Annotated in this window: 20 protein-coding genes and 1 riboswitch; of the genes, 15 read left to right on the top strand and 5 right to left on the bottom strand. The window is 64.5% G+C overall.

Going from position 1 to position 22,418, the window contains the following annotated elements:
* Positions 1–8 precede the first annotated feature (8 nt).
* Complete coding sequence (locus tag ACW5W4_RS06560) at positions 9–521, bottom strand: glycine cleavage system protein R (RefSeq protein ID WP_041996227.1); 513 nt, start codon at positions 519–521, stop codon at positions 9–11.
* Positions 522–714: 193 nt separating this feature from the next.
* On the opposite strand from ACW5W4_RS06560, the gene ACW5W4_RS06555 reads away from it, so the two are divergent.
* The 6 genes from ACW5W4_RS06555 to ACW5W4_RS06530 all read left to right on the top strand — a co-directional run bounded on the left by ACW5W4_RS06555 (position 715) and on the right by ACW5W4_RS06530 (position 7,296).
* Positions 715–1,656: a DUF2726 domain-containing protein gene (locus ACW5W4_RS06555; protein WP_456688827.1), complete on the top strand. Its 942-nt coding sequence runs from the start codon at positions 715–717 to the stop codon at positions 1,654–1,656.
* Positions 1,657–1,849: 193 nt separating this feature from the next.
* Complete coding sequence (locus ACW5W4_RS06550; RefSeq protein ID WP_456688826.1) at positions 1,850–3,271, top strand: sigma-54 dependent transcriptional regulator; 1,422 nt, start codon at positions 1,850–1,852, stop codon at positions 3,269–3,271.
* A 107-nt stretch (positions 3,272–3,378) separates the two neighbouring features.
* A complete protein-coding gene (locus tag ACW5W4_RS06545; protein WP_456688825.1) occupies positions 3,379–4,413 on the top strand; it encodes a sensor histidine kinase in 1,035 nt (344 codons plus the stop codon).
* Entirely contained in the window at positions 4,410–5,792 is a 1,383-nt protein-coding gene (locus ACW5W4_RS06540; protein WP_456688824.1) for a sigma-54-dependent transcriptional regulator, read from the top strand. Before ACW5W4_RS06545 ends, ACW5W4_RS06540 begins: the two co-directional genes overlap by 4 nt.
* A gap of 98 nt (positions 5,793–5,890) precedes the next feature.
* A complete protein-coding gene (locus tag ACW5W4_RS06535; RefSeq protein ID WP_456688823.1) occupies positions 5,891–6,652 on the top strand; it encodes a Nif3-like dinuclear metal center hexameric protein in 762 nt (253 codons plus the stop codon).
* Between the two features lie 296 nt (positions 6,653–6,948).
* Positions 6,949–7,296: an Hpt domain-containing protein gene (locus ACW5W4_RS06530; RefSeq protein ID WP_041996242.1), complete on the top strand. Its 348-nt coding sequence runs from the start codon at positions 6,949–6,951 to the stop codon at positions 7,294–7,296.
* 186 nt (positions 7,297–7,482) lie between these two features.
* Here ACW5W4_RS06530 and ACW5W4_RS06525 read toward each other — a convergent pair whose 3' ends face one another.
* Complete coding sequence (locus ACW5W4_RS06525) at positions 7,483–8,391, bottom strand: gluconeogenesis factor YvcK family protein (protein ID WP_456688822.1); 909 nt, start codon at positions 8,389–8,391, stop codon at positions 7,483–7,485.
* A 233-nt stretch (positions 8,392–8,624) separates the two neighbouring features.
* On the opposite strand from ACW5W4_RS06525, the gene ACW5W4_RS06520 reads away from it, so the two are divergent.
* The gene (locus ACW5W4_RS06520) at positions 8,625–9,818 is read left to right on the top strand and encodes an FIST signal transduction protein (RefSeq protein ID WP_456688919.1); all 1,194 of its coding nucleotides are present in this window, start codon (positions 8,625–8,627) and stop codon (positions 9,816–9,818) included.
* Positions 9,808–11,895, top strand: a complete 2,088-nt coding sequence (locus tag ACW5W4_RS06515; RefSeq protein WP_456688821.1) for an ATP-binding protein — start codon at positions 9,808–9,810, stop codon at positions 11,893–11,895. The genes ACW5W4_RS06520 and ACW5W4_RS06515 overlap by 11 nt, the downstream gene beginning before the upstream one ends.
* 690 nt (positions 11,896–12,585) lie before the next feature.
* Here ACW5W4_RS06515 and ACW5W4_RS06510 read toward each other — a convergent pair.
* The 3 genes from ACW5W4_RS06510 to narQ form a co-directional block, all read right to left on the bottom strand.
* The gene (locus ACW5W4_RS06510; protein ID WP_427261369.1) at positions 12,586–13,161 is read right to left on the bottom strand and encodes an LON peptidase substrate-binding domain-containing protein; all 576 of its coding nucleotides are present in this window, start codon (positions 13,159–13,161) and stop codon (positions 12,586–12,588) included.
* A gap of 104 nt (positions 13,162–13,265) precedes the next feature.
* Positions 13,266–13,904, bottom strand: a complete 639-nt coding sequence (gene narL / locus ACW5W4_RS06505; RefSeq protein ID WP_041996255.1) for a two-component system response regulator NarL — start codon at positions 13,902–13,904, stop codon at positions 13,266–13,268.
* A complete protein-coding gene (gene narQ / locus ACW5W4_RS06500; RefSeq protein ID WP_456688820.1) occupies positions 13,904–15,616 on the bottom strand; it encodes a nitrate/nitrite two-component system sensor histidine kinase NarQ in 1,713 nt (570 codons plus the stop codon). Before narQ ends, narL begins: the two co-directional genes overlap by 1 nt.
* 70 nt (positions 15,617–15,686) lie before the next feature.
* Positions 15,687–15,827: riboswitch (molybdenum cofactor riboswitch) on the top strand.
* On the opposite strand from narQ, the gene moaA reads away from it, so the two are divergent.
* From moaA to ACW5W4_RS06465, 7 genes are all read left to right on the top strand, one after another.
* Positions 15,815–16,798 carry a GTP 3',8-cyclase MoaA gene (gene moaA, locus ACW5W4_RS06495; protein WP_456688819.1) on the top strand — a complete coding sequence of 328 codons (984 nt, stop codon included), beginning with the start codon at positions 15,815–15,817 and terminating at the stop codon, positions 16,796–16,798. Its footprint overlaps the riboswitch before it by 13 nt.
* Before the next feature lie 243 nt (positions 16,799–17,041).
* Positions 17,042–17,551: a ferredoxin-type protein NapF gene (napF, locus tag ACW5W4_RS06490; RefSeq protein WP_427263282.1), complete on the top strand. Its 510-nt coding sequence runs from the start codon at positions 17,042–17,044 to the stop codon at positions 17,549–17,551.
* A complete protein-coding gene (locus ACW5W4_RS06485) occupies positions 17,548–17,844 on the top strand; it encodes a chaperone NapD (protein WP_427263283.1) in 297 nt (98 codons plus the stop codon). The genes napF and ACW5W4_RS06485 overlap by 4 nt, the downstream gene beginning before the upstream one ends.
* Positions 17,841–20,330 carry a nitrate reductase catalytic subunit NapA gene (gene napA, locus ACW5W4_RS06480; protein ID WP_456688818.1) on the top strand — a complete coding sequence of 830 codons (2,490 nt, stop codon included), beginning with the start codon at positions 17,841–17,843 and terminating at the stop codon, positions 20,328–20,330. The genes ACW5W4_RS06485 and napA overlap by 4 nt, the downstream gene beginning before the upstream one ends.
* A gap of 16 nt (positions 20,331–20,346) precedes the next feature.
* Positions 20,347–21,081: a ferredoxin-type protein NapG gene (napG, locus tag ACW5W4_RS06475; RefSeq protein ID WP_427263285.1), complete on the top strand. Its 735-nt coding sequence runs from the start codon at positions 20,347–20,349 to the stop codon at positions 21,079–21,081.
* Complete coding sequence (napH, locus tag ACW5W4_RS06470; protein ID WP_456688817.1) at positions 21,078–21,953, top strand: quinol dehydrogenase ferredoxin subunit NapH; 876 nt, start codon at positions 21,078–21,080, stop codon at positions 21,951–21,953. Before napG ends, napH begins: the two co-directional genes overlap by 4 nt.
* Entirely contained in the window at positions 21,953–22,408 is a 456-nt protein-coding gene (locus ACW5W4_RS06465) for a nitrate reductase cytochrome c-type subunit (RefSeq protein WP_427263287.1), read from the top strand. The genes napH and ACW5W4_RS06465 overlap by 1 nt, the downstream gene beginning before the upstream one ends.
* The last annotated feature ends 10 nt before the right edge of the window (positions 22,409–22,418 follow it).

The following is a 22,418-nucleotide window of genomic DNA, read 5'->3' as shown; positions in this document are numbered from 1 at the left end:
CGACCCCATCAATCTTCCGCGTCTTGATCGATGTCGACCACCAGGTCATCCGAGAGGGACTCCAGGGATTCGATCAGGGTAGAGAGCGCGAGGCCCTGGGGCAGGGAGACCAGGGTATGGGCATAGAAGAGGGGGGCGCCCGAGTGGGGGGCGGCCTCGCAGCCCGTGGTCAGGTCGATGACGTTGGCCCCGAGCTGGCGCAATATGCTCGCCACCTCGTGGACAATGCCCGGCCTGTCGTTGCCGGTGACCGTCAGCATCAGCTGGCGCTCCGGCTCGGCGCCGAGCACTCCTTCGGCGAAGCTCACCTTGAGCCCGTCCAACAGGGAGAGGGCCTCGCACAGGGGGCGATAGTGACTCTCGTCCACGCCGACCTGGAGGATGCCGGCAAACTGACCGGCCAGCTCGCTCATGGAACTGGCCAGCCAGTTGCCCCCCTGGGCGCTGATGAGGGAGGCCAGCTCTTCCACTATGCCGGGTCTGTCCGTACCGATGACGGTGACTACCAATTGCTTTTGCATCCTGCTCTCCTTGTGTGTGAGTCCATGTCATTGTGCCTGCCGTTGCAGGCCAGATGAACCCCCTGGCGGGGGCAAAACCGAAATTCTTCTGCCTCCCTCGCGTCCCCGCGCCACGAGCATGAGGGATAGGGGTTGCCGCGCCGGGTTGTGGTAATATTATGCCCCTCTTTCTGACTGTCGGATTGTTCCATCCATGAATGCCCTGCTGTTGCCCGGCCTGCTCCTGCTGGCCCTGGTTCTTGTCCTGCTGATCTGGCGTGCCCGCCGTGCCAGGATCGTCTCCTGCACCCTGCAAGAGACGCTCATGTCCCCCGACCGCCACCGTGAATTCGATGCGCTGCAGACCCTGTTGCAGGGGGAGGCCAGGCTGTTTACCCATGTCCGGCTCAAGGATGTGCTGCAACCTGGCAAGGGGGTCGGCAAGGGCAAGTGGCAAAAGCAGCTGCAGGCCATGGGGGACAGGCAGTTTGATTATCTGCTCTGCCATCCCGAGGATCTCTCCCTGCTCTGCGCCCTGGAGCGACTGGCGCCGGGGCAGGGCAAGCGTCGGCCGGGCCGGGATCGCTGGTTGATGGCCCTGTGCGAGCGCGCCGACCTGCCGCTGCTGGTGCTGGAAGGGGGCGAGCAGGGGGATCTGGAGGAGCTCAAGGAGAGGGTGCTGGCCCTGCTGGCGGAGGAGGAAGAGACTTCCCTGGAGACCCTGACTTTCCCCGGGGGCGAGCGGCGCGAGCCCACCTTCAATCCCGATGCCCTGGCATCGGTCGAGCTGGAGGAGACCCCCAGGGCCGGGGGGCGCGAGGAGCGGCCGTCGCCGCGCGCCGCCGGACAAGCCAGGGGCAAGCGCCACGAGCGAGCGGAGCAGGCGCCGGGCCCGCAAGAGGGGCCCGCGCACCGACCAGCCAGTGCCGCGCCGATCGCCTCGCAAGAGGAGGCGCCCCTGACCCGCTTCAGCGCCCTGCCCGGGGAAGAGGAGCAGGCCGAGGCAGCCGAACCGCTGCTCGAGCCCAATGCCTGTCCCCGCTGCACCGCCCCCCTGCAGGCGCGCGAGGCGCGCAAGGGCCCCTATGCCGGCAAGCAATTTCTGACCTGCACCCGTTTTCCCGAGTGCCGCTACGCGAGCCTCAAACAAATCTAACCTATTGAACCAGCAGTGAAAATCAAGCTCTGATTGAATACGTTCTTTGCGACTATGCTTGCCAGGACACACTCTGGCGCGACAGTTTTTGACAAGGCGCCGGAATTTTGGCAGTTTGTGCGCCTTGTGACCATGGCTCCCCTGGCAGGGCATGGACGGGTATAACAAAAACACATGGTCGAGAGGGAAGGTTATGATGGCAATGGGTGTGCTGATAGTGGATTCGGATGTCGCTAGACGCCAGCAGCTGGGCACAGTGCTCTCCTTCATGGGGCTGCCCTGGCAGGAGGTGGCGCCCGCGGATCTGGACATGGCCATCGAGGCATCGAGCCCCCTGCAAGGGGTACTGATAGGCGAGCTGGCGGATCGTCCCCTGAGCACGCTGCTCGAGCAGTATCCCCGCACCCCCTTCGTCTCCCTGATCGAGACCGAGCTGCCCAACAGCAACTTCATCGGCGTGGCCGAGGCGCCCTTCTCCTACGAATCCCTGACCCGGCACCTGCACTTCTGCCAGGCGTTCGTCTCCCTGCATCCCAGACAGCAGACCCATGACAAGGGGCAGACCCTGCTGCGCCTGCTGGTGGGCAAGGGCAAGGGGATCCAGGAGGTGCGCCGCCTCATCGGCCAGGTGGCCCAGACGGATGCCAACGTGCTGATCCTCGGCGAGTCCGGCACCGGCAAGGAGGTGGTGGCCCGCGCCATCCATGAACTCTCCGGCCGTGCCGACGGCCCCTTCGTGCCCATCAACTGCGGCGCCATCCCGGCCGAGCTGCTCGAGAGCGAGCTGTTTGGCCACGAGAAGGGGGCCTTCACCGGCGCCATCGCGGCGCGGCGCGGGCGCTTCGAACTGGCCCAGGGCGGCACCCTCTTCCTCGACGAGATAGGGGACATGCCGATGCCGATGCAGGTCAAGCTGCTGCGGGTGCTGCAGGAGCGGCTGTTCGACAGGGTCGGCGGCGGCAAGCCGATCCAGGCGGATGTGCGCATCATAGCGGCCACCCACCGGGATCTGGAGGCCATGATCCGCAGCCAGGAGTTTCGCGAGGATCTCTACTATCGCCTCAACGTCTTCCCCATAGAGACGCCGCCGCTGCGGGATCGGGTCGATGACATCCCGCTGCTGCTGCAAGAGCTGCTCAATCGCCACTCGGAGCAGCACCAGGGTTTCATTCGCCTGACCCAGCGCGCCATGGAATCCCTGATGCAGTACCCCTGGCCTGGCAACGTGCGCGAGCTCTCCAATCTGCTCGAGCGCCTGCTGATCCTCTATCCCCAGCAGATAGTGGACGTCGCAGACTTGCCGAGCCGCTACCGCCTGCTGCCCTGCGAGCCGCGGGATGCGCGCCTGACCGAGATGGATGAGCGCGATGCCCTGGCCGCCGTGTTCCAGGATCCCCCGGCGCTGGTGACCGGCGCGTCGGGGGGCAACCTGATGCAGCTTCCCCAGGAGGGGGTCAATCTCAAGGAGATGCTGGCCGACCTCGAGGTGGAGCTGATCCGCCAGGCCCTGGAGTCCCAGGAGGGGGTGGTGGCCCGGGCCGCCGATCTGCTCGGCATGCGTCGCACCACCCTGGTGGAGAAGATGAAAAAATATGGCATGAGCAAGGAGGCCTAGGGTCAACCCCTTGACGCCTCGTTTTTAACTTCATGATTTATATCAGATAAATAAGATGGCATAGAACTTGAATAACCTGATCGCATTCTTTGTTTGAGGTCAGGTTTATGACGAGCCAGCAGCAAGACAACCCGGTCCAGTCCCACGAAGTCAGTCAGCTCTATGCCATCTTCACGGCATTGCCGACCGGGGTGCTCCTGCTCGATGGTCAGGGGATCATCACCCGGGCGAATCCCGCCGCCCATGCCCTGCTCGGCGAGCCCCTGGAGGGGATGAGCTGGCGCGCCATCATCGGCCGCTGCTTCGAGCCACGGGCCGACGATGGTCACGAGATCTCCCTGCGAGATGGCCGCCGGGTGCAGCTCTCGACCCAGCCGCTGCCGGATCAGCCCGGCCAGCTGGTGTTTCTCACCGACCTCACCGAGACCCGTCGTCTGCAAGACAGGGTCAACCACATGAAGCGCCTCTCGGCCCTGGGCAACATGGCGGCCTCCCTGGCCCACCAGATCCGTACCCCCCTGTCGGCGGCCATGCTCTATGGCGCCAACCTGGCCAACCGCACCCTGAAACCCGAGTCCCGCATCCTGTTCCAGCAGAAGCTGATGGCCAGGCTGCAGGATCTGGAGCAGCAGATAGGTGATATCTTGCTGTTTGCCCGCAGCGGCGAGAGCCAGGTGGTGGCCCCCCTCTCGGTCCAGGGGCTGCTGGCCGAGGTGCAGGCCGGCGCCGAGGCCTTCTGCGAACAACAGGGTTGCCGCCTGCACATGGAGGCGCCCGAGCCGGATCTCTGCCTGCTGGCCAACAGCAGCGCCCTGGCGGGTGCCATCAATAACCTGATCGCCAACGGTGCCCAGGCGGGGGCCGACTCCCTCATGGTCAGCGCGGTGCGCTGCGACAACCGGGTCGAGCTGAGGGTGATAGACAACGGCAAGGGCATGAGCCATCAGCAGCTGGCCCAGATCTTCGAGCCCTTCTTCACCACCCGCAGCCAGGGCACCGGCCTTGGGCTGGCGGTGGTGCAGTCCGTGGTGCGCGCCCACCAGGGGGAGGTCAAGGTCGCCTCCGTCCCCGGTGACGGCAGTTGCTTCACCCTCTCGTTTCCCTTGCATCAACAGCCGCTGCAACTTGGAGGTGTCGCATGACCCAGGCCCGTATCCTGGTGGTGGAAGACGATGCCGGTCTGCGCGAGGCGCTGATCGATACCCTGATGCTCGGGGGCTACCAGTGCCGCGAGGCCGAGAGTGGCGAGCGGGCCCTGCTCGCCCTGTCGCGCCAGCCTTTTGACATGGTGATCTCCGACATCCAGATGGGGGGCATGGATGGCCTGACCCTGCTGGGCAACATCCGCCAGGCCTACCCCCAGATCCCCGTGTTGCTGATGACGGCCCATGCCAACATAGATGGCGCCGTGCGCGCCATGCGGGAAGGGGCCATCGACTATCTGGCCAAGCCCTTCTCCCCCGAGGTGCTGCTCAATCAGGTGAGCCGCTATGTGCCGGCCCAGCGGGTGGAGAAGCGGGCCGTGGTCTATGGGGATCCCCGCAGCGCCGAACTGTTCCAGCTGGCGACCCGGGTCGCCCGCAGCGAGGCCACCGTGATGGTGACCGGACCGAGCGGTACCGGCAAGGAGGTGCTGGCCCGCTATATCCATGACAACTCCCCCCGCAGCGAGCAGGCCTTCGTGGCCATCAACTGCGCCGCCATCCCGGAAAACATGCTGGAGGCGACCCTGTTCGGCTACGAGAAGGGGGCCTTCACCGGCGCCGTTCAGGGCTGTCCCGGCAAGTTCGAGCAGGCCCAGGGGGGCACGCTGCTGCTCGATGAGGTCACCGAGATGGATCTCTCCTTGCAGGCCAAGCTGCTGCGAGTGCTGCAGGAGAAAGAGGTGGAGCGGCTTGGCAGCCGCAAGATGATCCCCCTGGACGTGCGGGTCATCGCCACCAGCAACCGGGATCTGCACAAGGCGGTGCAGGAGGGGCGTTTTCGCGAGGATCTCTACTACCGGCTCAACGTCTTCCCCCTGCGCTGGCGTGCCCTGCGCGAGCGCCCCGGCGACATCCTGCCCCTGGCCGAGCACCTGCTGGCGCTCCATGCCCAGCAGCAGGGCATGCCGACCCCCAGGCTGTCAGCCCAGGCGGCGGCCCACTTGCTGGCGCACCCCTGGCCCGGCAACGTGCGCGAACTGGACAACGTGGTGCAGCGGGCTCTGATCCTCTCCACCGAGGGGGAGATAGGCGCCGCCCAGCTGATCCTGGAGCCTGGCGCCGAGGAGGCCTTCTCGGCCCTGGCGGGGGAGCCTGGGGAGGGGCCGCAGGGCGTCGCAGCCGAACCCGAGCGCCCCTTGTGCGGCGATCGACTCGGCAGCGAGCTCAAGCAGCAGGAGCACCAGATCATCCTCGACACCCTCCATGACTGCAACGGCAGTCGCAAGGCGGTGGCCGAGCGTCTTGGCATCAGCCCGCGCACCCTGCGCTACAAGCTGGCACAGATGCGCGAGGCCGGGATCCCGCTGCCCGTCTGAGTCGTCGCCCCTCCTCGCGCCCGCCGCCATGGCCTTGGTCGGCGGGCTCGATTATCATGGCCCTTTGTCATCGCGCCCATGAGGGCACAGAGGGGCCTATGATCCGCCGCCAAAAACTCACCAATCTGCTCAATACGCTGCTCGAACCCCACGCCATCAAGGACTACTGTCCCAACGGGCTGCAGGTCGAGGGCCGCGACGAGATCCGCAAGATAGTCACAGGGGTCACCGCCAGCCAGGCGCTGCTCGACGCCGCCGTGGCCCAGGGGGCCGACGCCATCCTGGTGCATCATGGTTACTTCTGGAAGGGGGAATCCGAGGTGATCACCGGCATGAAGCAGCGCCGCCTGAAGACCCTGCTCAGCCACGACATCAACCTGTTTGCCTATCACCTCCCCCTGGATGTTCACCCCGAACTGGGCAACAACGCCCAGCTCGCCCGCCTGCTGGACATCCAGGTGCGCCGCGGCCTGGAGCCCTGGGACAAGAAGAGCGTCGCCATGGTCGGCAAGCTGGCCGAGCCCATGAGCGGGGAGGCCCTGGCGGCGAGGATAGGGGAGCGGCTGGGACGCACGCCGCTGCACTGCGGCGAGAACGGCCCCGCCCTCATCGAGACAGTGGCCTGGTGTACCGGGGGTGGCCAGAGCTATATCACCCTGGCTGCCGAGCAGGGCATAGATGCCTTCATCTCGGGGGAGGCCTCGGAGCAGACCATACACACGGCCCGCGAGATGGGGATGCACTTCTTCGCCGCCGGTCATCATGCGACCGAACGCTACGGGGTCAAGGCGTTGGGGGAGTGGCTGGCCGCCGAGCACGGACTCGAGGTCATCTTCGTCGACATCGACAATCCGGTCTAAAAAATACCAGGGTAGATATCTACCCTGGTTCTTCGCAGCAGCCATACAGGCAAAAAGGGATGAGGTGTTGTCGAGCCGCGCTCTGTCTCATGGCCTGCATTGTTGCTTGATTGTTAATTTTGTTGCAACCCCTTTGTCGCGGCTCCGGCGAGGCCTGGGGGTGATAAGTGCGCGATTGTCGAGCCCGATCACACTTTTGCCATCTCGTGCGCGTCGCCCTCTTGGGGACGATTTGACTCCCTTGTTCGCCGATAGCGATGTATGTTCTATTTGGGTACCACACTGCAGGAGGCAAGATGACACTGTTGGACGAGGCGGTTCTGGCCCAGTTGGCCGAAGACATTGGCGAAGAGATGATGCCCGTGGTGATCGAGGTATTCATCGAGGAGGTGGGGGAGCAATTGGCCCAGCTGCCACCCCTGTTCGAACAGGCCCAGTGGCACTCCCTGGGGCGGCTCGCCCACAGCCTCAAATCCTCCTGCGCCAGCTATGGCGCCCGCCAGAGTCTGCAACAGGTGATCGCCCTGGAGCAGGCCTGCAAGCGCCAGGATAGCGCCGAGAGCGGCCTGCTCATCGGCCAGTTGCAGCAATCCCTGCCCCAGGTCTTCACCCAGTTGCACGACTACTGCCGTCCCCCGGCCTAAGCCGGCATCGCCACCCATCACCTTGTTCGGGCTTGCTTGCGGCGACGGCACATAGTCGTCAATGATGGCGGCGCCAGGGGATCACCTTGTTCGGGGCCGCCTGTGGCGATGGCGCATAGTCGTCAATGATGGCTGCGCCAGGGGATCTCCTGGTTCGGGGCCGCCTGTGGCGATGGCACATAGTCGTCAATTATGTCTGCGCCAATGGATGGCCTTGTCCAGGGCCGCCTTCAGCCTGGCCCTGTCGTGGCGATGGGGCAGGGCGGTTTCCCCCAGATCGGCCGTCATCAGCAGGCCATCGAGCGCCGCCGGGTAGTGATCCTTGGGGCCTATGATGGCGTCGATGCGGCCGTGGCCAATCTGCTGTTCCAGCCAGCGCCACTGGGTCATGAGATCCATCTGGCCGGCGGGACCCGGCTCGGCCACCAGATTGGTGATGAACACCAGGCGGGCCCGGCTCTGACCGATGGCCTGGGCGATCTCCTCCAACAGCAGGGGGGGCATGATGGAGGTGAGGAAGCTGCCCGGGCCCAGGATGATCATCTCGGCCTCGGCGATGGCCTGCACCGCCTCCCGGGTCGCCGTGACCCTGGGACTGAGGGAGAGGGAGAGGGGCGGGCTCTCCAGCTGGTCGATGGAGACCTCCCCCAGGATCCGGTTGCCGCAGGCGGTGCTGGCACAAAGATCGGTGGGGAACTCGGACATGGGGAGCAACTGGGCCTCTATCTTCAGCATGTTGCTGATGAGGCGAATGGCGTCGAGGGGACGCACCGACAGGTTGTCCAGCGCCAGCAGGATCAGGTTGCCGAGGTTGTGCCCGGCCAGCTCGCCCCGGCCGGCGAAGCGGTGTTCGAACAGCATGCTGCCGATGCTGGGTTCGGTCACCAGCTGGTTGAGGCAGTTGCGCATATCTCCCCAGGCGATGCAGGCCTGGCTCTGGCGCAGCCGGCCGGTGGAGCCGCCATCGTCCGTGGTGGTCACTATGCCGGTCAGGCGGGCACCCAGGAAGGAGAGGGAGGAGAGCACCCGCCCCAGGCCATGGCCACCGCCGATGGCCACCACCCGTTGGAAGTCATTGATATTTTTCTGCCACATAAGTGTCCCCGTGCAGGCTCATGATGGGCCCGGGGTCGCCATGGGCCTCATCTTGTTGTTCTCCCTGGCACAGCACCTGAGGATGCGCGGGATTTTTTTGCAAAGGGTATGACTTTTGCTTGGTTGCTGCACCTGATTTTCTTGCCCAGGGCGGGGAAGGCGTGGACTCGTCACAGTCTGGCGAGGTTCCCGATGTCATGACCGCCTCATCGACCAATGAGATTCCACAGGAGATAGCAGTGAACTTTCTGACGGCTCACTCCCTCGCAGCCAGCTCGGCCCTCGCCTGCCGCGAGGTGTGCGAGCGCCTCGAGGAGCTGGCCCCCGCGGCCCTGCCATCCCTGCTGATCGTCTACTTTACCCAGGCCCACGATGCCGGCGTCCTGCGTCAGGCCTTGACCGGGCGCTATCCCCATGTCCGTCTCATCGGTTGCAGCTCCTGCCACGGGGTGCAGACCCAGACCGGTTATCACAGCGCCCAGGGCTGGGGGCTGGCGGTGGCGGCCCTGTTCGATGAGACGGGGTGCTACGGGGTGGCAGGGGAGCTGGGGGAGGCGGTCGACATGCGGGCCCTGCTGCACGGCGCCATGGCCGAGGCGGGGCGCCCCGGCGAGCTGCCGGCCATGGTGCTGCTGCACGCGAGCCCAGGCCGGGAGGAGGGGCTGCTCGCGGCCATCGAGGACGAGTTCGGTTGCCGGGTGCCCGTGGTGGGGGGCTCTGCCGCAGATGACGCCATCCGTGGCGACTGGCAACTCTGCTGGCAGGGGGGGGAGGGGCGAGAGGGGGTGGTGCTGGCCCTGCTCTATCCCGACTGCGAGCTGGCGTTTCAGTTCCACTCCGGCTATCTGGCCACCGCCCACCATGGCCTGGTGACCGCGTGCGATGGGCGCGAGGTGCTGACCATAGATGGCGAGCCGGCCGCCTGGGTCTATGCCAGCTGGCGCGGCCTGGCCCCCTTTCCGGTGGGGCCCATCCTGGCCCAGAGCACCCTGGCCCCCCTGGCGCGCCAGCGGGGCACCCTGGACGGGGTACCCTATTACAAGCTCTCCCATCCCGAGGCCGTCACGGCCCGGGGCGGCCTGCGGCTCTTCACCGCCATCGAGCCGGGGGAGCGGCTGATATTGATGCATGGCAGCGCCGAGGGGCTGCTGGCCCGCAGCCTGGCGGCGCACATAGAGCCGGGCTATGGTGGCTGCGGCGCCGTGCGTCCCCTGGGGGCCCTGCTCATCTTCTGCGCCGGCTCCCGGCTCGCCCTGGGGGAGCGGATCCAGGGGGTTGGCAACCTGCTCGAGGCGCAGCTGGGGGCCATCCCCTTCATCACCCCCTTCACCTTCGGCGAGCAGGGGAGACTGCCCCATGGGGAGCTGGCCCATGGCAACCTCATGGTCTCCGCCGTGGTGCTGCTGGGAGGCGTCGATGCATCCTGAGACGGGCCGTGACAGCAAGGCGCTGGAGGCACTGAACGACAAGCTGCAAGCCACCCTGGTGGAGCTGGTTCATTGCCGTGCCCGGGAGGCCCAGTACCGTCAGGAGTCCCAGACCCTGCTGGCCGGCCTCGGCGCCCTGGCCGATGCCCGCACCCTGGAGCAGGTGCTGCTGAGCCTGATCCGTAGCCTGCAGCCCTTCATCGGCTTCGAGCAGGCGGATGTCCTGAGCTGGGAGGCGGGGACGGGTGTCACCCATTTGAGCACAGAGCCAGCCGAGTGCGGCCAGGGCTGGCGGCACTCCCCCCTCTTCGCCCGCGCCCTGGCGGGGGAGACCCTGGTCGTCTATGACCCGGCCCAGCTGCCCGAATTCGCCGGGCTGGCGGGCAAGCCGGGCTGGGCCAGCCTGATGCTGACCGGCCTGCATGCCCCGGGCTTTACCGGCATACTGCTCTGCCGCCACTCGGTCAGGGGCGGGCTGGATCTGCAGAGCAAGGCGGCGCTGGCCCGCTGCCAGCCCCTCATCTCCCAGGCCCTGGTCAACATCGCCTATCGGGCCCGGCTCCAGCAGCAGGTGGCGCTCAAGACCCGGGAGCTGCAGGCGAGCGAGCGCCGGTTTCGCCGCTTTGCCGCCATGGCCTCGGACTGGTTCTGGGAAACCGATGGCGAGCACAGGCTCAGTTATGTCTCTGCCCCCGGCTATGAGGGAGGCGTCATGACCATGGAGACGGGTCGCAGCCTCTACGAGGTGACCCATGAGCGGGAAGGGGAGCAGTGGGAGAAGTACCGCCGCTTGGTGGAGGGGCGCCAAGCCATCCGCGCCGAGCGGGTGCGCATCAATGCCGGGGGCCTGGTGCGCTGGATGGAGGTGAACGCCGAGCCCCTGTTCGACAGGCAGGGCCATTTTTGCGGTTACAGCGGCACGGCGCGCGACATAGGGCGCCAGATAAGGCGCGAGCAGGAGCTGGCCAAGGCGCGGGATCAGGCCGAGGCCGCCAACCGGGCCAAGTCCCAGTTCCTGGCCATGATGACCCACGAGATCCGCTCCCCCATGAACGCCGTGATGGGCATGCTGGATCTGCTGCAGCACGAGGGGATGGCCCCGGCCCAGCAGACCCTGCTGGATCATGCCGCCCACTCGGCCCGGCTGCTGCAGACCATCATAGATGACGTGCTCGACTTCTCGAAGATAGAGGCCCACAGCCTGGCGCTGCACTGCGAGCGATTCGCGCCCCGCCCCCTCAGCCAGGCCATCATGGAACCCTGGCAGGATCAGGCCAGGGAGAAGGGGCTCACCCTGACCTGCGAGCTGGATGAGGCGCTGCCCGAGGCCCTGTTCGCCGATCCAGTGCGCCTGTCCCAGATCATCAACAACCTGCTCGGCAATGCCCTCAAGTTCACCGAGCAGGGGGGCGTGGTGCTCAAGATGGGCTGGCGGGATGAGTGCCTGAAGATCGAGGTGCAGGACACGGGCATCGGCATCGCCGAGGCGGATCAGGCCCGGCTGTTTGAGCCCTTCACCCAGGTCGACAGCTCGGCCACTCGCCACCGCGCCGGCACCGGCCTTGGCCTGAGCATCAGCAAGCGGCTGGTCGCCCTGATGGGGGGCGAGCTTTGTCTCACCAGCCGGCTCGGTGCCGGCAGCCGCTTCTGGTTCTCCCTGCCCGGACTCGCCCTGCCCTGCGAGAGCGAGGCGAGGGCGGCCCCGCCCAGCAACGCCTTGCGGCCCCTGGACGTGCTGGTGGTGGAAGACAGCCCCATCAATCAGCTGGTGGTCTCCCTCATGCTGCAAAAGCTGGTGAGCCGGGTGCGGATCGCCGGCAATGGCCTGGAGGCGCTCGCCCAGGTGGCGGAGCAGGCGCCGGATCTCATCCTGATGGACATGCGGATGCCGCAGATGGATGGGCTGGAGGCGACCCGCTTGCTGCGCGAGCTCGGTTACCGCATGCCCATAGTGGCGCTGACCGCCAATGCCATGGCCGAGGACAGGGCCTGCTGTCTGGCCACAGGCATGACGGATTTTCTGGCCAAGCCCATCAGCCTCGCCCGGCTGCGCGACTGCCTGCAACGGCACTGTTGAATGTCATGGCGTCGTCATGGTCAGGGGGCAGAGTGGACGGGGATGGGACGCGTGGGTGAATGGCAGGCAAAAAAAATGGTCAACTGGGTAGTTGACCAATTCTTCAGCAAATACTGAAGAGAGCACGGGATAAATCGGGTTGTATAAAGCTATATGAAAAATACGTGCCAACTTTTCTATGTCGAGCCATGGGCAGCGATAGCAGGCTCCAGCTGAACATTCACTGTCGGCACCTGAATGAAAAATTTGCAAATTGCGAATATGTCCTTTTCATTATGAGATTTTTCGCATTTTGCAAATAGTCTCGTCGGACGCCTTCTCTCCCTCTGCCAGCTCTTCTTGTCGGCGCTTAATCCAGCCGGCAGTGTTCCCTGCGGTCTGGCTTCTATCGCCCTTCAGTGAGCGGCCAAACGACGGAGGAAGTGTTCCCGGCGGCCTGGCTTCTATCGCCCTTCAGTGAGCGGCCAAACGACGGAGGGAGTGTTCCCGGCGGCCTGGCTGATACCGTCCCTCAGCGAGCGACCAAGCGGCGGAGGGAAATGCTCCCGGCGGCCTCGCTTCTATCGTCCGTCAGCGGGCAATCAAGCGGCGGAGGGAAATGCTCCCGGCGGCCTCGCTGCTATCGTCCGTCAGCGGGCAATCAAGCGGCGGAGGGAAATGCTCTCCCGGTGGCCTCGCTGCTATCGTCCGTCAGCGGGCGATCAAGCGGCGGAGGAACTGCCTGGCGGCCTCGCTGTTCTGCTTGGCGATCAGCATCTGCTTCTCGTAGATGGGCATGGGCAGTATCTCCAGCCAGCGCTGGCACAGCCAGGTGGCGTCCTCGAACTGCTTGTCCGGGTAGAGCTCATCGAGCTCCGGATATTGCTCGAACACCTCTCGCAGCCGGTCGGCCAGCAGATCGTCGCTGAAGTCGCTGTGGATGCTGGGCCAGTTGGGCAGGGGTTCCACCTCGGCGCGGCACAGGCCAAGGGCGTCTGTGGTCATGCTGTGGATGCAGAAGCGATCCAGCCCGAGCACAGTGACCCCCAGCAGGCCGTCATTGAGGGTGTAGAAGTCGGTCACCTTGACCCGGGTGCCGACCGGGAGTATGCGCCCGGCGGTGCCTGTCGAGGTCGCCTCTTCCATCACTATGCCAAAGCCTCGCTCTTGTTCGAAGGACTCCTTGAGCATCTGCAGGTGGCGCGGCTCGAACAGTCGCAGTGGCAGTTTGCCGCCCGGCAGTATGTGGGACGGCAAAGGGAACAGTGCCAGTTGGGTATTTTTCATGTTCCGTCCTCCATTGAGTCATTGCTTAACAAGACAATGCAGTGACTGTGCCAGAGCATGAAAAAAGCCACCTTGCGGTGGCTCGTTGGGGAAAAAATGACCCGTTAGTGGCGCTGTTCCAGGTACATGACGGCGGCCTCGACCCGGCTCTGGGCCTCGAGTTTCTTGAGCAGGCTCTTGACGTGTACCTTGACGGTGCCCTCGGAGATATGGAGCACGGAGGCGACCTGCTTGTTGGAGAGGCCCTTCGCAATTTCGCGCAGTATTTGCATTTCGCGACGCGTTAAGCTCTCCAGCTTCTGCTGCAGGTGATCCAGCTCGTAGATGTTCTCCAAGTAGGGACGCAGCGGCTCGCTCAGGATCTGCTGCCCGGTCATCACCTCGCCGAGCTGGGCCAGCAGCGCCTCTGGCTCGGTGTCCTTGAGCAGGTAGCCATCGGCGCCGGCCTTGAGCAGGGCGACCACATCCTGGCGGGCGTCCGACACGGTCAGGATCACCACCCTGGAGGTGATCTCCTCGGCGCGCAGGGCCTTGAGGGTATCCAGGCCGGAGAGGCCCTTCATGTTGAGATCGAGCAGAATAAGGTCCGGTTCGGACGCTTTGGCCATGGCGATGGCATCGGTGCCGTTGGATGCCTCGCCGCATAGTTCCATGTTCTCTTCCAGCGCCAGGAGTTGAACTATCCCCTTGCGCATCAGGGGGTGGTCATCGACCACCAGAACCGTGTATTTCATCTCGTCCATCAGGCATCTCTTGTTAGGCTGGTGGGAAAGGTCAGGTGCACCCGGGTGCCCTTGGGGTGACTGTTGCCGATCGTCAGCTCCCCGTGGAGCTTGCTGGCCCGCTCGTTCATGATGCTGAGGCCATAGTGGTTGATGGCCGAGCGGGCGTCGCCGATCCCGACTCCATCATCGGTGATCTGTATCTGGATGTTACCATCGGCGAGGGTCTCACAGCTAACATCAATCAGTTGCGCGTTGGCGTGCTTGATGGCATTGAGCACTGCCTCACGGATCAGCTGCAGAATGTGGATGTGCTGACCCGCCTCCAGGGTGGCATGAGCCAGACCGTAATGAAGCCTGATCTCGGCCTGGGTCTGGGGCTTGAGCTGGTCGAGCATGACGCCGATCGCCTCGCCGAGGTTGACATCGCCGATGCTGAGGCGAAAGGTGCCGAGCAGCTCGCGCAACTGGCGGTAGGCGCTGCCGAGCCCCTCGTCTATCTGCTCCATGGCGGCCTGGGTCTTGTCGTTGTCCCCCTTGGCGAAGGCCCGCTTGAGCAGAGTGGACTGGATCTTGAGGTAGGAGAGGGCCTGGGCCAGGGAGTCGTGCAGCTCGCGGGCGATGACGGCTCGCTCCTCCATCAGCAGCAGTCGCTGCTGTTGCAACAGGGTCTGATCCTTGTGCAGCACCTGGGCCAGCAGCATGGAGAAGTTCTTCATCAGTCGCTCGTCGATGGGGTGGTGGCCGATGAGGTCGAGGCGGCCAAACTCCCTGTCCCCCATCTGCAGGTCGAAGTGCTCCATGGCCTCGAGATCCCCGGGCCAGCCGCTGCGCCCGGTCAGATAGACGGGCATGGCGTCGCGCTCGAAGCGGGTCAGGCGGATGTGGGCTATCTGCTGGTGGTCGGCGGCCCTGTCCAGCAATTTTTGCAGGGTATGGCTGCTCAGGGGTGCGGCGTGCAGCTTCTGGGCCGTGGTGTAGAGGAAGGAGAGGGTGTCGTTGGCCTGCTGCAGCTTGGCGGTCTTCTCCTCCACCTTGCTCTCCAGGTCCCGATAGAGCTTGCCAAGCTCGGTGGCCATGATGGCGAAGGCTCCTGACAGCTCCCCCAGTTCGTTGTCACAGTGGGGGGGCAGGGTGAGATCGAACTCCCGGCGCTGGATCTGGCGGGCGCAATGGACCAGCTGATTGAGGGGCGCCACCACCTGCTGGCGGGTGAAACGTACCGTGAACCAGGCGATGGTGATGATGGCGATGAGTCCCAACCCCTCGGCCAGGGCCAGCATGCGCACCTTGAACTCCACGTGATACTGCATCTGGTTGACGAAATCATCGATGGCGGCGACGAACGGCTCCGTGTTGTCTATGTAGCCCTGGGGAGTGGCCTGCTCTATGTGGCCGCGCATCAGCTGCCACTGGCGCAACACCTCGCCATAGGTCAGGCGCAGGGCCGCCGGGGTGATCCAGCGCTGGGTCTCTTGCAGCTCCTCGGCGTTGAGGGTCTGCTCGAACTGCTCCAGACGCTTGATGGCGGCCTGGCCCTGGCCAATCTCGTAGGCCATGCGATAGGCCTGCATCCGCAGGGAACCCGACAGGTTGATCGCCTTGGCGTCCGGCACCGAATAGAAGAGGGTGACCATGGCCACCAGGGCGATCAGGCTCGCCATGAACAGGATCAGCATCATGGAGCGACCGATGGCGCTGCTGACCGAATGCACTCTGAACCATTGTCCCATGGCGCCACTACCCCCTCGAAATACCCCATAAGTTGCGTGGGAGTGTACTAGAAGTTGTGCTAGCATCGAAAAACTAGATGAACTCCGAGCATTTTCACCTAAGTCTTCGGATAGGGGGGGAATCGCCGACAGCCGAGGTATCGCGCTGTAAGGGTCAGGAAAGAAATGCCCTGGCCTCCCGTATTTGGAAAGGTGTTTATGTTGCCACTCGAAGATGGTTTTTCCCGTCGCTTTTACTATTTGCGCCTGTCGGTCACCGACGTGTGCAATTTTCGCTGTACCTACTGCCTGCCGGACGGCTACCGCCCTGGGGAGGGGCGCAAGTCGTTTCTCTCCCTGGACGAAATCCGCCGCATCGTGTCCGGCTTCGCCGCCATGGGCACCCGCAAGGTGCGCCTGACCGGGGGCGAGCCCTCCCTGCGCCGTGATTTCACCCGCATCATAGAGACGGTGGCCAATACCCCGGGCATCGACAAGGTGGCCATGACCACCAACGGCTATCGCCTGAAGGAGCGGGCGGGCGAATGGCGCGCCGCCGGATTGACGGCCCTCAATGTCAGCGTCGACAGCCTGGATCCGCGCCAGTTTCACCAGATCACCGGCGAGAACAAGCTGGTGGAGGTGATGGCGGGGATAGAGGCGGCCCTCGAGGCGGGTTTCCCCTCGGTCAAGGTCAATGCCGTCTTGCTCAGGGGGCTCAATGACCATGAGCTGGATGCCTTCCTGACCTGGATCCGTGACAAGCCCATCGACCTGCGCTTCATCGAGTTGATGCAGACCGGCGAGATGGACAGCCTGTTTCGCGATCACCACGTCAGCGGCGAACAGATCAAAACGAGGCTGCTGAGTCAGGGGTGGCTCACCCAGCTGCGGGGGGTGGACGATGGTCCGGCCCAGGTGTTCCAGCACCCGGCCTCCCGGGGCCGCATCGGCCTCATCATGCCCTACAGCAAGGACTTTTGCGCCGGCTGCAACCGGCTGAGGGTCTCCTCGGTGGGCAAGCTGCACCTGTGCCTCTTTGGCGAGCACGGGGTGGCGCTGCGGGATCTGCTGGCGGGCGACGATCAGCAGGATGCGCTGATCGAGCGCATCCGCACCGCCCTGCTCGGCAAGGCGGCCACCCATCATCTCCACGAGGGCAATGCCGGCATGACGCCCCACCTCGCCTCCATCGGCGGCTGAGCCAGCGGCGGGTCAGATCGTGAGCCAATCACCTCATTGGGGGTATCCTGCGGGATATCCCCTTCTTGTTATTTGCGCCAAGGGTTTGATCCAGCGCAATAATCCCCCCTGTTTATCCCCCTGGTGGTATATCTCTCCGCTTGTTGAGTCCGCAATATAGACCCACTATCAGAATAGGTATTCGAGATACCCTTCTTCTTTCGCCTGGTGATGCCGGGCTTTCGGGGCTCACAAGGAGTGGATATGTCCGATGGGGTCAACCTGTCACGCCGACACCTGCTACGCGGCCATCTCAAGGCTGCGGCCCCCGCCGTCCAACTGCCCTGGTCACTGCCCTGGTCCGAATTTGTCGCCGATTGCAGCCGTTGTGGCGACTGCCTGAGTGCCTGCCCGGAGCAGATCATCATCAAGGGCGATGGCGGCTTTCCCGCCCTCGACCTTGGCCGGGGCGAGTGCAGCTTCTGCGGTGACTGTGCCAGCGCCTGCCAGGAGCCCCTGTTTCGCCCGAGGGACCAGCGTCCCTGGGACTATATTGCACAGATAACCGAAGGCTGCCTGGCCAATGGCCAGGTCTATTGTCAGCGTTGCCAGGACAGTTGCGAGGCGAGGGCGATCCGCTTTGTCCCCGTCTTGGGGCGTGTCCCCACACCGAGCGTGGATGCGGCCCTGTGCACCGGGTGCGGTGCCTGTGTCGGCGACTGCCCGGTGGGCAGCATCAAGGTGGCCAGCCCGGCCCACAAGGAGCACGAATGAAATCCCATTCCGCCGATGAGCACCCGGAGCAGGAGTATCACGTCTCCAGCCTGGTGGTGCTGACCCAGCCCGTGTTGCGCCATCGGCTCGCCGAGCAGATTGGCGCCCTCGACGGGGCCGAAGTGCATGTGATCAGTGAGGAGGGCAAGCTGGTGGTCACCCTGGAAGGGCCCAGCCAGCGCCCCATCATGGCGGCCATCGATGCCATCCAGGCCATGCCCGGGGTGCTCTCTGCCGGTCTCATCTACCACCAGTTTGATAACAACGATAAGCAATGTGAGGAAATGTCATGAAGCTGAGTCGACGCGACTTTATGAAGGCCAACGCGGTCGCAGCCGCGGCGGCTGTGGCCGGTGTCAGCGCCCCCACCCTGGCGGCGAACCTGATCACCAGTACCGACAAGACCGCCATCACCTGGGACAAGGCGCCCTGCCGCTTCTGCGGTACCGGCTGCTCCGTGCTGGTGGGCTCCCAGGATGGTCGCGTGGTGGCGACCCAGGGGGATCCCGATGCCCCGGTCAACCGTGGCCTCAACTGCATCAAGGGCTACTTCCTGTCCAAGATCATGTATGGCGAGGACAGGCTGACCCAGCCCATGCTGCGCATGACGGATGGCAAGTTCGACAAGAACGGTGACTTTGCTCCCATCAGCTGGGATCAGGCGTTCGACATCATGGCCGAGAAGTTCAAGGCCACCCTCAAGGAGAAGGGACCGAGCGCGGTCGGCATGTTTGGCTCGGGCCAGTGGACCGTGTGGGAAGGCTATGCCGCCGCCAAGCTGATGAAGGCAGGTTTTCGCACCAACAACCTGGATCCCAACGCCCGTCACTGCATGGCCTCCGCCGTGGTCGGCTTCATGCGCACCTTCGGCATGGACGAGCCCATGGGCTGCTACGACGACATCGAGCAGGCCGACGCCTTCGTGCTGTGGGGCTCCAACATGGCGGAGATGCACCCCATCCTCTGGTCGCGCATCTCGGATCGCCGCCTCTCACACCCGGATGTGCAGGTGCACGTGCTCTCCACCTTCGAGCATCGCAGCTTCGAGCTCGCGGACAACGGCCTGGTGTTCACACCCCAGACCGATCTCGCGATCCTCAACTACATCGCCAACTACATCATCCAGAACGACAAGGTGAACTGGGAGTTCGTCAACAAGCACACCCAGTTCCGCAAGGGGGTCACCGACATCGGCTACGGCCTGCGTCCGACTCACCCGACCCAGCAAAAAGCCAAGAACCCGGACAGCGGCGACTCCACCCCCATGAGCTTCGACGACTTCGCGAAATTCGTGGCGGATTACGACGTCGACTCTGTCTCCAAGCTCTCCGGCGTCCCCAAGGACAAGCTCGAAAAACTGGCCCAGATCTATGCCGATCCGGACAAGAAGGTGGTCTCCTACTGGACCATGGGCTTCAACCAGCACACCCGTGGCGTCTGGGCCAACAACCTCTGCTACAACATCCACCTGCTGACCGGCAAGATCTCCACCCCGGGCTCGGGTCCCTTCTCCCTGACCGGCCAACCCTCTGCCTGCGGCACCGCCCGGGAAGTGGGCACCTTCGCCCACCGCCTGCCGGCCGACATGGTGGTCACAGACCCGAAACACCGCGCCATCGCCGAGAAGATCTGGAAACTGCCGGAAGGCACCATCCCCGAGCAGGTGGGTTATCACGCCGTGCTGCAAAACCGCATGCTCAAAGACGGCAAGCTCAACGCCTACTGGGTGATGTGCAACAACAACATGCAGGCCGGTCCCAACATGAACGAGGAGGGGCTGCCCGGTTATCGCAACCCGGCCAACTTCATCGTGGTGTCCGACCCGTACCCGACCGTCACTGCCCAGGCGGCCGACCTCATCCTGCCCACCGCCATGTGGGTGGAGAAAGAGGGGGCCTATGGCAACGCCGAGCGCCGCACCCAGTTCTGGCACCAGCAGGTGAAGGCGCCGGAAGGGGCCAAGTCCGATCTGTGGCAGCTGATGGAGTTCGCCAAGCGCTTCACCGTGGAAGAGGTGTGGCCGGCCGAACTCATCGCCAAGCAGCCCGAGCTCAAGGGCAAGACCCTGTTCGAGGTGCTCTACGCCAACGGCCAGGTCAATCAGTTCCCGAAAGAGCAGAGCAAGGGGGCGCTCAACGACGAGGCCGACCACTTCGGCTTCTACGTGCAGAAGGGATTGTTCGAGGAGTACGCCTCCTTCGGTCGCGGCCACGGCCACGATCTGGCGCCGTTCGATCAGTACCACGAGGCGCGCGGCCTGCGCTGGCCCGTGGTGGACGGCAAGGAGACCCTGTGGCGCTATCGCGAAGGGTTCGACCCCTATGTGAAGGCCGGGGAGGGGGTGAAATTCTACGGCAAACCCGACGGCCGTGCGGTCATCTTCGCGCTGCCCTATGAGCCTGCCGCCGAGGCGCCGGACCAGGAGTTCGACATGTGGCTCTCCACCGGCCGCGTGCTGGAGCACTGGCACACCGGCACCATGACCCGCCGGGTGCCCGAGCTCTATCGCGCCTTCCCGGATGCGGTGCTCTTCATGCACCCGGAAGATGCCAAGGCCCGTGGCGTGCGCCGTGGCGAAGAGGTGATCGTTGCCTCCCGCCGTGGCGAGGTGAAGACCCGGGTCGAGACCCGCGGTCGCAACCGCCCGCCCAAGGGCCTGGTGTTCATGCCCTTCTTCGATGCGAGCCAGCTGGTCAACAAGCTGACCCTGGATGCCACGGATCCGCTGTCGAAAGAGACGGATTACAAGAAGTGCGCGGTCAAGGTCGTCAAGGCCTGAGGCGGGGGAGCGCGAGATGAGTCGTAGTCGCCGCCAGTTTCTGGCCGACATGGCCAAGGGGGCCTGTTCGGTAGGCTTGCTGGGTGTCGGTCTGGGCGGCGTGGCGCGCCAGCAGGTGCAGGCGGTGCCTGCCCAGGCACTGCGCCCGCCGGCGGCCTTGGACGAGGCCGAGTTCCTCGCCGCCTGCGTGCGCTGCGGGCTCTGCGCCGAGGCCTGCCCCTACGACACCCTCAAGCTCGCCCGGCTGTTTGATCCCGTGACCACGGGCACGCCCTTTTTCAAGGCGCGCAACGTCCCGTGCGAAATGTGTGATGACATTCCTTGCGTGGCGGCCTGTCCGAGCGGGGCACTGGATCCGGCCATGACCGATATCGATCAGGCGCGCATGGGGGTGGCGGTGCTCATCGATCACGAGACCTGCCTCAACTATCTGGGGCTGCGCTGCGATGTCTGCTACCGGGTCTGCCCCCTGATAGACGAGGCCATCACCCTCGAGCTGCAACACAACCCGCGCACCGGCAAGCACGCCATGTTCCTGCCGACGGTGCACAGCGATCTGTGCACCGGCTGTGGCAAGTGCGAGCACGCCTGCGTACTGGAAACGGCGGCCATCAAGGTGGTGCCCCGCCAGCTTGCCAAGGGGGAGCTGGGCCATCACTACCGGCTCGGTTGGGAAGAGAAAGAGAAGGCGGGCAAGTCCCTCATCGGTGAGCGGCTCACCCTGCCCACTCGCAGACCGGAGGGGTTATGAGTCGTTATCCGGGACAAGAGGCCAGGGCACGCCTCGGTTGGTGGCGGTCGCACCGCTTCCTGCTGCTGCGTCGCCTCAGCCAGTTTGGCGTGCTGGGGCTCTTCCTGCTGGGGCCCCTGGCGGGGGTCTGGATCCTCAAGGGCAACCTCTCCAGCTCGCTGTTGCTGGAAACGGTGCCGCTCACGGATCCGCTGACTCTGCTGCAATCGGTGGCGGCGGGCCATTGGCCCATCACCACTCTCTGGCTCGGGGCTGGCCTGGTGCTCGCCGGGTACTGGCTGGTCGGGGGGCGAGTGTTCTGCTCCTGGGTCTGTCCGGTCAACCTCATCACGGATGCTGCCGCCTGGGCCAGGGCCCGGCTCGGACTCAAGGGCAACGGCCAGTTCAAGCGCAATACCCGCTACTGGCTGCTGGCCATGGTGTTGGTGGTGCCCGCCGTCACGGGCGTGCTGGTGTGGGAGCTGGTCAATCCGGTGTCGCTCACCCTGCGCGGTCTGCTGTTTGGCATGGGGGCGGGCTGGGGTCTGCTGGCGGTGCTGTTCCTGTTTGATCTTTTCGTGGTGGAGCGGGGCTGGTGTGGTCATCTCTGTCCGGTGGGGGCCTTCTATGCCCTGGTCAACCGGGTCGGGTTCATCAAGATTGCCGCCTCGGGACGCGAGCGGTGCAGCAGCTGCATGGATTGTTATGCGGTCTGCCCGGAGCGCCCCATCCTGCGCGGCCCCGTTCACGGGGCCAGGCGCGGTCACGGGCCCTTGATTGCGGCTCAAGAGTGTACCAACTGTGGCCGCTGCATCGATGTCTGCGCGGAACAAGTTTTTGAAATCACTGTAGGTTTTGCCGTCAAGGCAGAGAAAACGTCGGAGAACACATAATGAAAAAGCTGATTGGAGCAATGCTGGCCTGCCTGATGGCGGGCTCCTTGATGGCCGCAGTCCCCGAGATCACCAACAGCACGGGGGGGATCAAATCTGAGCGGGGGAGCACGGATCTGGTTACGGAAGCTGATGCCGCCCCCTTGAAGAACTTTCGCAAGGATGGGGATCTCTACGATCGCCAGTACATGCATCAGCCGCCGCTGATCCCCCACGATACCCGCAACTATGAGGTGGATACCAAGGTCAACAAGTGCCTGGCCTGTCACAGCTTCAAGAATGCCAGCAAGATGAAGGCGCCCAAGATAAGCCCGACGCACTTCGAGACCCGCGACGGCATGACCCTGGGTGAAGTGTCGCCTCGCCGCTACTTCTGCCTGCAGTGTCACGTGCCGCAGGCGGATGCCAAGCCGCTGGTGGAAAATACGTTTAAACCAGTTGAAGCGCTGAACTGAGGAGCCAACT

The organism is Aeromonas crassostreae, from assembly GCF_054052445.1.
Note: the sequence above shows the minus strand (reverse complement) of the source record. Positions and strands in the feature narration are given on the sequence as shown.